Genomic DNA, 11,365 nt, shown 5'->3' with positions numbered 1-11,365 from the left:
GAATCCAAAGCCGAAGCCCATCCCGAAGCCGACCCCGATCCCTAAGGCGAAGCCGAAGCCTAAGCCATACCGAAAGCCAAAGCCAAAGCCAAGGCCAAAGCCAAGGCCAAAGCCAAAGCCAAGGCCAAAGCCAAGGCCATCAGGCCTTGGCGTCGTGCTCGCGGTGGTAACGGGTGGCTTCGGCCACTTCGTTGCGGGAGCCGAGGAACACCGGCACGCGCTGGTGCAGCTGGTCCGGGGCGATGTCCAGGATGCGTTCGCGGCCGTTGGTGGCGGCGCCGCCGGCCTGTTCGACCAGCAACGACATCGGGTTGGCTTCGTACATCAGCCGCAGCTTGCCGGCCTTGGTCGGATCCTTCTTGTCCCACGGGTAGATGAAGATGCCGCCGCGGGTCAGGATGCGGTGCACGTCGGCCACCATCGAGGCGATCCAGCGCATGTTGAAGTTCTTGCCGCGGGCGCCTTCCTTGCCGGCCAGCAGATCGGCCACATAGCCCTGCATCGGCGCTTCCCAATGGCGCTGGTTGGACATGTTGATGGCAAATTCCTGGGTGTCGGCCGGCACCTGCATGCCGCGCTGGGTCAGCACGAACTCGCCGGTTTCGCGGTCCAGGGTGAAGGCGTGGGTGCCGTGGCCCACGGTCAGCACCAGCATCGTGCTGGGCCCGTAGATGCAGTAACCGGCCGCCACCTGCTGGGTACCGGCCTGCAGGAAATGTTCATCCCCAGGCTTATCCACACCCTTGGGCGCACGCAGCACCGAGAAAATGGTGCCCACCGAGACGTTGACGTCGATGTTGGAGCTGCCGTCCAGCGGGTCGAACAACAGCAGGAAATCGCCCTGTGGATATTCCGACGGCACCAGCTGACTGTGGTCCATTTCCTCCGATGCGCAGGCGGCCAGGTGGCCGCCCCAGGCGTTGGCTTCGAGCAGGATTTCGTTGGAGATCACGTCCAGCTTCTTCTGCGCCTCGCCCTGCACGTTGCCGGTGCCGGCATCGCCCAGCACGCCGCCCAGGGCGCCCTTGCTCACCGCGATCGAGATGCTGGTGCAGGCGCGTGCCACCACCGCCACCAACTGGCGCAGGTCGGCATTGATGCGCTGGGCGTGCTGTTCTTCGATCAGAAAGCGGGTGAGCGACGTACGGGACATGGACGGGAGCTACCTTCAGACGAAAGGGGCGCTATTGTCGCGGGTTGTCCGTTTTTTTACGAGCCGATGGCCTTGGGTTGTCCTGTTCTGGACAGGAAAGGACATCGGGGCTTGCGGGGTTCTGCAAATTTTATCCACAGGCGTGGCCGTGTTGCCTGGGGAGTGCGTCGTATCAGGGATTGTGCTGTGGATAAGTGCCTGGCCTGGGCAGACAAGCGGGGTTGGGAAGATATCCACAGGGGATGTGGGTAAACGCAGGAAGCGGGACCCCTCCCCAGCCCTTCCCTGCGCCTTGGGCGCAAGGGAGGGGCAAGGGCGGCTTTCGCTGCGATCTGCGAAGGGTGCAGCGCCCACCTGGGTTGCGGAGATATCCACAGCGGGTTGTGGGTAACCGCAGGAAGCGGAACCGCTCCCCGGCCCTCCCCTCCGCCTTCGGCGCAAGGGAGGGGGCAAGGGCGGCTTTCGTTGCGATCTGCGGAGGGTGCAGCGCCCACCTGGGCTGCGGAGATATCCACAGCGGGTTGTGGGTAAACGCAGGAAGCAAGACCCCTCCCCGGCCCTTCCCCGCGCCTTCGGCGCAAAGGAGGGGTAGAAGCGGTTCCGGCTTCCGGCAATCGGAGAGAGGGCGGAAGGTGGAAATACCTGCCCCTGACAGACGACGCAAAACCGCCCCCTCCCTTTGGCCGAAGGCCAAGGGGAGGGCTGGGGAGGGGTGCTTCTGTGGCGTTACCCACAAACGCCCCCCGGATTCCAACCCGGAAAACACGAAAGCCCGGGTTTCCCCGGGCTTTCGTCTTACATCGGTGCTACGAAACCTCAGCCGCGGCTGACCTCGTAAACCGCCTTGGCCACGTAGTCCAGGTTCTTCTGGCTCAGTGCGGCCACGCAGATGCGGCCGGTGCCGACGGCGTAGATGCCGTAGTCGTCACGCAGCTTGTCCACCTGTGCCTTGCTCAGGCCCGAGTAGGAGAACATGCCGGCCTGCTGCTGGATGAAGCCGAATTCCGGCGCGCCCAGGGCGGCCAGCTTCTGCACCATGCCCGCGCGCAGGGCGTGGATGCGCTCACGCATTTCGGTCAGCTCGGCTTCCCACACGCCACGCAGCTCGGCGCTGCCCAGCACGCCGGCCACCAGGGCGGCGCCGTGGGTGGACGGGCTGGAGTAGATGGTGCGGATGATGCGTTTGACCTGCGACTGCACGGCCTTGGTCGAGGCTGCGTCCGGGCCCACCACCGACAGCGCGCCCACGCGCTCGCCATACAGCGAGAACGACTTGGAGTACGAGTTGGCGACGATGAAGCTGTCGATGCCGGCTTCGGCGATGATGCGCACGGCCTGGCCGTCCGGCTCGATGCCCTTGTCAAAGCCCTGGTAGGCCATGTCGATGAAGGGGAACAGCTGGCGGTCCTTCAGCAGCGCGGCAACCTGCTTCCACTGCTCGGTGCTCAGGTCCGCGCCGGTCGGGTTGTGGCAGCAGGCATGCAGCAGCACCACGGTGCCCGGCTGCAGCTTCTGCAGGTCGGCGACCATGCCGGCGAAATCCAGGCCATGGGTGGCGTTGTCGAAGTAGGTGTAATCGACCACGTCAAAACCGGCGGCGCCGAACACGGCACGGTGGTTTTCCCAGCTGGGGTTGCTGATGGCCACGGTGGCGTGCGGCAGCAGCGTGCGCAGCAGGTCCGCGCCGACGCGCAGCGCACCGCTGCCGCCGATGGTCTGCGAGGTGGCCACGCGGCCGGCAGCCAGCAGATCAGAGCCTTCGCCGAACACCAGCTTCTGGGTGGCCGAGGTGTAAGCCGGCAGGCCGTCGATGGGCAGGTAACCACGCGGTTTGCCCTCGGCCACCAACTGCTGCTCGTACTGTTTGACGGCACGCAGCAGCGGAATGCGGCCGTTTTCGTCGTAGTAGATGCCCACGCCAAGGTTGACCTTGGTTGAGCGGCTGTCAGCGTTGTATGCCTCGGTCAGACCCAGGATCGGGTCGCCAGGAACCTGTTCCACGTTTGCAAAGAAGGACACGGCGGTACTCGTTTCAGAGTGGCGGGGAGTGGGGGTGTTCGGCGCGGAAGCACAGACGGCGGCCAGAACCGCGCCATCGTAGCAGGGCTGGGCGCCCGTGGCCGCAGGGTTTCAGCTGGAACTTCGGCAGTTGGCGCGATGCGGCTGTCACGCTGTTTCGGCGATCATGGCGCGATGGGAACCCGTAATCGTTTTTTTGCGCTCACCGGGCTGCTGTTGGCGCTGCCCGCGCATGCGGCCGAGCCGGCAGCGGCCACCTTGCACACCGTGCAGGTACAGGCCGCCAAGGTACATGCGGTGGACGATTTTGACCTGCCCGCCTCCACCACCACGGTGGACACCGACGGCAACGGCCGCGGTGCGCTGATATCCGAGGCGCTGGGCGGTGTGCCGGGCCTGCTGGCGCGCGAGCGGCAGAACTTCGCCCAGGACACGCAGCTGTCGATCCGCGGCTTTGGCGCGCGTTCCACCTTCGGTGTGCGCGGCGTGCGGCTGCTGGTGGACGGCATTCCGGCGACCATGCCTGATGGCCAGGGCCAGCTGTCGCACTTCAACCTGCTCGGTGCCGAGCGCGTGGAGGTACTGCGCGGGCCGTTCTCGGCGCTGTACGGCAATTCCTCCGGCGGTGTGTTGCAGCTGTGGAGTGCCGACGGCCAGCACGGCGATCCGTGGCGGCTGCGCAGCAGCGTTGGCAGCTACAACACGCTGACCACTGGCGTGCAGCTCGCCGGCCAGGCCGCGGCCATGCACTACAACGTGGCGGCCAACCACTTCCGTACCGATGGCTGGCGTGACCACAGCGCCGCGCGGCGCGAATCACTCAATGCGCGGCTGGGGTTTGAGCTGGCACCCGGCCAGCGCCTGGAGCTGCTGATCAACGCCTTCGACGCACCGCATGCGCAGGACCCACTGGGCCTGAGCCGCGAACAGGTGCGTGCGAACCCGCGCCAGGCCACGGCGGTGGCCAGCCAGTACAACACCCGCAAATCGGTGCAGCAGGCGCAGGCCGGAGCGGTCTACACGCTTGAACGCGCGCAGCAGACCTGGCGGCTGATGGGCTACGCCGGGCAGCGCAGCGTGGAGCAGTTCCTGGCGATTCCGCCGGGGCCGCAGAACAGCCCCCTGCACGCCGGCGGTGTGATTGATCTGGACAGCGATTACGGCGGGCTCGACGCGCGCTGGGCCTGGCATGGCGCGCTGGCCGGCAAACCGCTGGAGTTGGTGGTCGGCAGCAACATTGACCGTCAACGACAGCACCGCAGCGGCTACGAGAACTTCATCGGCGACACGCTGGGCATCAAGGGGAAACTGCGCCGCAACCAGCGTGATCGAGTCGAGAATCTGGACCAGTTCGCGCAGGCCTGGTGGCAGTTCAGCCCGCGCTGGTCGGCCTTGGTGGGCGCGCGTCACAGCCAGGTGCGGTTCCGTTCCGATGACCGCTACATCACCGCTGGCAACCCGGATGACAGCGGCCGCCGCGACTATTCGGCGACCACGCCGGTGGCAGGTGTGGTGTTCAGCGCCAACGACAACCTGCGGCTGTACGCCTCGGCCGGTCGCGGCTTTGAAACGCCGACTTTCAACGAGCTGGGCTACCGCGCCGATGGCGCTGCCGGGCTGGCGCTGGATCTGTCACCGGCACGGAGTCGAAACTACGAGTTGGGCGGCAAATGGCGTGCGCAAAGTGGTGCGCGGCTGGAGCTGGCGCTGTTCCGCGCCGACACCGATGACGAGCTGGCCGTGGCCCGCAACAGCGGTGGCCGCAGCAGCTATCGCAACATCGGTGCGACCCGGCGCCAGGGCGTGGAGCTGGGCTGGTGGCAGCCACTGGCGCACGACCAGCAATTGCAACTGGCCTGGACCTGGCTGCAGGCCACGGTGCGGGCCGGCTACCTGACCTGCACTGGCTTGCCAGCGCCCTGCCCCGTGCCGCTGAATCCGGTGGCCGCCGGCACCGACCTGCCCGGTGTACCACGTCAACAACTGAGCGCGCGCTGGCAATGGCAGCCCGGGCCATGGCAATGGGCGGCCGAAGTGGTGGCGGCCAGCGACATCGGGGTCAGTGACCTGGGTGACACCCGCGCGCCGGGCTATGGCCTGTTGAACCTGGAAGCGGCCCGCCAATGGCCCACCGCACACGGCCCGCTGCGGGTGTTCGCGCGTGTCGACAACGTGCTGGACCAACGTTACATCGGCTCGGTGATCGTCAACGATGGCAACCAGCGTTACTACGAGCCGGGCCCGGACCGCAGCTATACGTTGGGGCTGCAGTGGGAATGGGGGCGGTAGGTGGAGGCTGGTGAGTAAGGCTTGAAGCAACTGCACCCCTCCCCGGCCCTCCCCTGCGCGATGCGCAAGGGAGGGGGCAGAAGCCGGCCCTCGCTGCGAACTGACAGCGCGGACACGACTGCCCCCGCCCTTTGCCGCAGGCAAGGGGAGGGTTGGGGTGGGGTGCGGTTGCGACTGTTCTTCGTCACCCATGCCCATTCACTCACCCCAACCTCGACCGTTTCACCGCTTGGTAACAGACGTATCACGGTCTGCTGACGGAGGCGGGGGTAACTGTGTCTGCCCCCGCAGGAGGTTGCTGCCATGTTCCGCCTTGACCGTACTGAACACCGTACCCGGCCCTCATTGTTCAGCGCCGATCCCGCGATGGCACGCCGTGCGCGATTGAGCCGCAACAAGCATGACGCTGGCGAAGTCGCTCAGGACTTCGTGCAGTACAGCCTGGATGACTACGCGCGTCGACGGCGCGGCGCCCGGCGTTGGCGCGATCTGCAGCCGGCGTATGCATTTGCCCTGGTGACCCATGCAGCGGATTGGCCCCGTGGTAGTGCTGATACCGAAGTGGAGTTGGCCGAGCATTGGGAGCAGACGCGCGGCGAATCGCGGTTGCGCTGGGAACAAGTACGCGACGTGATCGAGGACGCGTGGTTGGCGCTGGACCGCATGCCGATTGCGGCGGTGCATGTGCGGTAGGTTTGGATAATGGATGAAGCGTGCCGCTGCTTTTAATTTCTCTCCACGTTTGTGGGAGGAGTTGTGCTTCACGATGGCTTGAAGTGCAACAGCATTAAGTGCGCGGCTTTGCCGCTTCCCCTCCCCTGCCTTCGGCATCCCGCTCCGCGCCCCGGCTTCGCGCACCGCGCGAAGCGTTCACGCTGGTGCGATCCAGTGGATCGCAAGCCACCTGCGCTCACCCCGCAAGGGGAGAGGAGTAGGTCAACAGCAGCAACCGAAGTAACAGCAGCGGGCTGTTGCCTGTAGCCCCTCTCCCCTTGCGGGAGAGGGGTTGGGGAGAGGGGCCGCTTTCAGCTTGGCTGGGTGCACCAGATTCAACGATGTGACCCTGCCAGCTCTCTCAAACACTCAAATCAGGCACTCAAATCCAACACCACGCGGCCTTCGATCGCACCGTCATGCATGCGCTTGAACACGTCATTGATGTTCTCCAGCTTGTCGGTGCTGACCGTCGCGGCGACCTTGCCTTCCGCGGCGAACTGCAACGATTCCTGCAGATCCAGGCGGGTGCCGACGATGGAGCCGCGCACGGTGATGCCGTTGAGCACCATGCCAAAAATATCCAGCGGGAAATCACCCGGCGGCAGGCCGTTGAGTGACACCGTGCCGCCACGGCGGACCATGCCCAGTGCCTGCTCGAAAGCCTTCGGCGATACCGCCGTCACCAATGCACCGTGCGCGCCGCCGATTTCCTTCTTCAGGAATTTGGCCGGGTCGGTGTTGCGGGCGTTGACGGTGATGGTCGCGCCCAGGCGTTCGGCGAGTTTGAGCTTGCCGTCGTCGATATCCACCGCAGCCACGTTCAGGCCCATCGCCTTGGCGTATTGCACCGCCATGTGGCCCAGGCCGCCGATGCCGGAAATCACCACCCAGTCGCCGGGCTTGGTGTCGGTGACCTTCAGGCCCTTGTAGACGGTGACGCCTGCGCACAGGATCGGCGCGATCTCGACAAAGCCCACTTCCTTGGGCAGATGACCAACGTAATTGGCATTGGCCAGGGCGTATTCGGCGAAGCCGCCGTTCACCGAGTAGCCGCTGTTCTGCTGCGCTTCGCACAGCGTTTCCCAGCCGCCCAGGCAGTGCTCGCAATAGCCGCAGGCCGAATACAGCCACGGAATGCCGACGCGGTCGCCTTCCTTGATGTGGGTGACACCAGCGCCCACCGCCACCACATGGCCCACGCCTTCGTGGCCGGGAATGAACGGCGGATTGGGCTTGACCGGCCAGTCGCCGTCCACGGCGTGCAGGTCGGTGTGGCAGACGCCACAGGCTTCGATCTTGACCAGAATGTCGCCCGCGGCCGGGCGCGGTACTTCCACTTCCTCGATCCGCAACGGTTTGCCGAACTCACGGACGACAGCAGCCTTCATGGTTCTGTTCATGCTTGCAACTCCCTATTTGGCGCGGAACTTCACTCTGGCACCGGCATGGCGCCGGTGCCTTGATCGTCATCAAACCGGCCTGCGTGCCGGCGCGTTGTTCAGAAGAAGCCCAGCTTCTTCGGCGAGTAGCTGACCAGCAGGTTCTTGGTCTGCTGGTAGTGGTCGAGCATCATCTTGTGGTTCTCGCGGCCGATGCCCGATTGCTTGTAGCCACCGAAGGCGGCGTGCGCCGGGTAGGCGTGATAGCAGTTGGTCCACACCCTGCCCGCCTGTATCGCACGGCCCATGCGGTACAGGCGTGAAGCGTCGCGGCTCCACAGCCCGGCACCCAGGCCGTAGAGCGTGTCGTTGGCAATGGCCAGTGCTTCCTCCTCGGTCTTGAAGGTGGTCACCGACACCACCGGCCCGAAGATTTCTTCCTGGAACACACGCATCTTGTTGTGGCCCTTGAACACCGTGGGCTTGACGTAGAAACCATCGGCCAGGTCGCCGCCCAGGTGGTTCTGTTCGCCGCCAATCAGCACTTCGGCGCCTTCGGCCTTGCCGATGTCGATGTAGGACAGGATCTTCTTCAGCTGCTCTTCGGAGGCCTGCGCGCCGACCATCGTGTTGGGGTCCAGCGGGTTGCCCTGCTTGATCGCGGCGATGCGGGCCAGCACGCGTTCCATGAATTTTTCGTAGATCGATTCCTGCACCAAGGCACGCGACGGGCAGGTGCACACCTCGCCCTGGTTGAAGGCAAACATCACAAAACCTTCCACCGCCTTGTCGAGGAAATCGTCGTCCTCGGCCATCACGTCGGCGAAGAAAATATTGGGCGACTTGCCGCCCAGCTCCAGCGTCACCGGGATCAGGTTCTGGCTGGCGTACTGCATGATCAACCGGCCGGTGCTGGTCTCGCCGGTGAAGGCGATCTTGGCGATGCGCGGGCTGCTGGCCAGCGGCTTGCCCGCTTCCAGGCCAAAGCCGTTGACGATGTTGAGCACGCCCGGCGGCAGCAGGTCGCCGATGACTTCCATCAGCACCAGGATCGAGGCCGGGGTCTGCTCGGCCGGCTTCAGCACCACACAGTTGCCGGCGGCCAATGCCGGGGCCAGCTTCCATGCGGCCATCAGCAGCGGGAAGTTCCACGGGATGATCTGCCCGACCACGCCCAGTGGTTCGTGGAAGTGATAGGCCACGGTGTCGTTGTCGATCTGCGACAGGCTGCCTTCCTGCGCGCGCAACGCGCCGGCGAAGTAGCGGAAGTGGTCGGCCATCAACGGCACATCGGCGTTGAGCGTCTCGCGGATCGGCTTGCCGTTGTCCCAGGTTTCGGCATGGGCGATCAGCTCAAGGTTTTCCTCGATGCGGTCGGCGATGCGGTTGAGGATGTTGGCGCGCTCGGTGGTCGAGCGCTTGCCCCAGGCATCCTTGGCGGCATGGGCCGCATCCAGTGCCAGCTCCACGTCCTCGGCATTGGAGCGGGCCACCTGGGTGAACACCTTGCCCGTAACCGGGGTGGTGTTGTCGAAATACTGGCCGCTGCGCGGGGCCACCCACTGGCCGCCGATGTAGTTGCCATAGCGCGGCTTGAACAGCGACTGCGGATCGGTGGCCAGCGGCTTGGTGGAGGGGACAGCGTTCATGGGGCATCTCCTGACTGCGTTGGGTGGGCCGCACGCGGCGGCGTGGTCAAAACAGGGCGCAAGAGCGATGCCAACTTCGTCGTGCTGCGTTGCGCCATGCTGCAAAGGCAGCGCTGGCGGGGCTGTTGCGCAAGGTGTGCTGCGCTGCCGCAGCCGGGTGCGTTGCAGTTGCCAGCCGGCTGTGTTGTTAATCGGGACACAGGGTTGAACAGCTGTTGCAATTTGCAACACAGGAGTTGTCATGGCGCTTGCACCGCAACACCGCGTGGGCAATGCCCGCCGTTCGTTCTTCGAGCGCGGCACCCTGCCCGTGGGCACCGTGCCCGACACCATCTTGCAATCGTGGCGGCGCTGTCAGCGCAGCGGGCTGGCGGTGGATACAGAACCGCAGCTGGAGCCCCTGCCCGGCCAGAACCTGCGTGAGCTGCGCGACAGCCATGAACGGCTGTGGCGGCTGGCCCGGGCCGAGATCGATGGCCTGGCCGCGCATGCGGCCGGCACCGGCAGCATCGTGCTGCTCACCGATGCGGCCGGCTGGATTCTCAATGCCGAAGGCAGCGCCGGCTTCCTCGACAAGGCTGGGCGCGTGGCGCTGATGCCGGGCGTGTGCTGGAGCGAGGCGGCGGTCGGCACCAACGCCATCGGCACCGCCATCGTCGAAGGCCGCGCAATGGAAGTACGCGGCGGCGAACACTTCTTCGCCCCGCACGGCATCCTCAGTTGCTCGGCCACACCCATCTTCGACCCTTACGGGCAGGTGGCCGGCGTGCTCGACATCACCGGCCCGGCCAGCGTGCAGCCGCTGCATGCACTGGGGCTGGCGCGGCTGGCGGCCAACCGCATCGAGCACCGCTTCTTTGAAGAAGGCCTGGCCGAGTGCGAACTGCTGCGGCTGCACCACGACCCTGCCCTGCTCGGCACGTCGGGCGAAGGTGTGCTGGGCTTCCGCAATGGCCGGCTGGTAGCGGCCAATGGTGCCGGCCTGCGCTTGCTGGGCCTGGAGCATGGCGACATTGGCCGCGCATCCTACGAGGCACTGTTCGATGCACCGCTGGCGCAGATGCGCGATGACGGACTGTTGCAGGATCGCAGCGGCCGGCTGCTGCGCGGCTCGGTGGATGGCGGCCGTTCGCGCCAGCACGCACGAGCGCCCAGCGTGCCGGTGGCATCGGTGCCACGCGCATTGCCGTCGTCAGCAAGCACGCCTGTGTTCGACGTGCAGCAGCGTGAGCAGATGGCGCGTGCCGGACGTGTGCTGGAAGCGGGCCTGCCGGTGTTGCTGCAGGGCGAAACCGGCACGGGAAAGGAAGTGGCCGCGCGCGCGCTGCATGCGCAGGGCAGCCGTGCGGAAAAACCCTTTGTCGCAGTGAACTGCGCGGCCCTGCCGGAGGGATTGATCGAGGCCGAATTGTTCGGTTACGAAGAAGGCGCCTTCACCGGCGCCCGTCGTCAAGGCAGCCAAGGCTTGCTACGGCAGGCGCAGGGTGGCGTGTTGTTCCTGGATGAGATCGGCGACATGCCGTTGGCATTGCAGCCGCGCTTGCTGCGCGTATTGCAGGACCGCGAGTTGTCGCCGCTGGGCGGCGGCAAGCCGGTCAAGCTGGATTTCACCCTGATCTGCGCCACGCATTGCGACCTGCAGCAGGCAATGGCCGAAGGGCGCTTCCGCTCGGATCTGTACTACCGCATTGCCGACCATGTGCTGCGCTTGTCGCCGGTGCGCGAGAACGAGGATCGCGCCGCGCTGGTGCAGGCCTTGTGGCGGCCGCTGGCGCAAGGGCGTGTGCTTTCGACCAATGCGATGCAGTTGCTGGCGAGCTACGAGTGGCCGGGCAATCTGCGTCAGCTGGTGGCGTGCCTGCGCACCCTGGTGGCGTTGAGTGATGCCGACGCGCTGATCGAGGTGGAGATGTTGCCGGAATATCTGCGCGATGCACCGCGCATGCCCCCTGTCCTGCAGAACGAAAGCAATCTGCAGGCGTTGACACTGGATGCAATGCGCCATGCATTGGATGCATGCGATGGCAATGTCAGCCAGGCGGCCAAGCGTTTGGGTGTGAACCGCAGTACGTTGTATCGGCGGTTGAAGCTTTAGTGCGGGAGTGGGTGAGAAGCAGGCGTAAAGGCAACTGCAACTGCACCCCTCCCCGGCCCTCCCC

At 65.6% G+C, this 11,365-nt stretch carries 7 protein-coding genes; 3 read left to right on the top strand and 4 right to left on the bottom strand.

The window, feature by feature from the left end; all coding sequences use genetic code 11:
• Positions 1 to 139: 139 nt before the first annotated feature.
• Positions 140 to 1,153 carry a class 1 fructose-bisphosphatase gene (locus ACVOLO_RS15745; RefSeq protein WP_481571263.1) on the bottom strand — a complete coding sequence of 338 codons (1,014 nt, stop codon included), beginning with the start codon at positions 1,151 to 1,153 and terminating at the stop codon, positions 140 to 142.
• Between the two features lie 816 nt (positions 1,154 to 1,969).
• Positions 1,970 to 3,172, bottom strand: coding sequence for an amino acid aminotransferase (locus ACVOLO_RS15740; protein ID WP_481571262.1), 1,203 nt, complete (start codon positions 3,170 to 3,172; stop codon positions 1,970 to 1,972).
• Positions 3,173 to 3,346: 174 nt separating this feature from the next.
• Between ACVOLO_RS15740 and ACVOLO_RS15735 the strand changes: the two genes are divergently transcribed.
• Positions 3,347 to 5,461, top strand: coding sequence for a TonB-dependent receptor family protein (locus tag ACVOLO_RS15735; protein ID WP_481571261.1), 2,115 nt, complete (start codon positions 3,347 to 3,349; stop codon positions 5,459 to 5,461).
• A 366-nt stretch (positions 5,462 to 5,827) separates the two neighbouring features.
• The gene (locus ACVOLO_RS15730; RefSeq protein ID WP_481571264.1) at positions 5,828 to 6,154 is read left to right on the top strand and encodes a hypothetical protein; all 327 of its coding nucleotides are present in this window, start codon (positions 5,828 to 5,830) and stop codon (positions 6,152 to 6,154) included.
• A 395-nt stretch (positions 6,155 to 6,549) separates the two neighbouring features.
• Here the strand turns inward: ACVOLO_RS15730 and adhP are convergent, their stop codons facing one another.
• Together adhP and adh are read right to left on the bottom strand one after the other, a co-directional pair.
• Positions 6,550 to 7,578: an alcohol dehydrogenase AdhP gene (gene adhP / locus ACVOLO_RS15725; protein ID WP_481571260.1), complete on the bottom strand. Its 1,029-nt coding sequence runs from the start codon at positions 7,576 to 7,578 to the stop codon at positions 6,550 to 6,552.
• A 98-nt stretch (positions 7,579 to 7,676) separates the two neighbouring features.
• The gene (gene adh / locus ACVOLO_RS15720; protein ID WP_481571259.1) at positions 7,677 to 9,206 is read right to left on the bottom strand and encodes an aldehyde dehydrogenase; all 1,530 of its coding nucleotides are present in this window, start codon (positions 9,204 to 9,206) and stop codon (positions 7,677 to 7,679) included.
• Between the two features lie 241 nt (positions 9,207 to 9,447).
• Here adh and ACVOLO_RS15715 point away from each other — a divergent pair, with 241 nt between their 5' ends.
• The gene (locus tag ACVOLO_RS15715; protein ID WP_481571258.1) at positions 9,448 to 11,301 is read left to right on the top strand and encodes a sigma-54-dependent Fis family transcriptional regulator; all 1,854 of its coding nucleotides are present in this window, start codon (positions 9,448 to 9,450) and stop codon (positions 11,299 to 11,301) included.
• The last annotated feature ends 64 nt before the right edge of the window (positions 11,302 to 11,365 follow it).

The organism is Stenotrophomonas sp. STEN056, from assembly GCF_056759635.1.
This window is presented reverse-complemented; position numbering and strand designations above follow the sequence as displayed.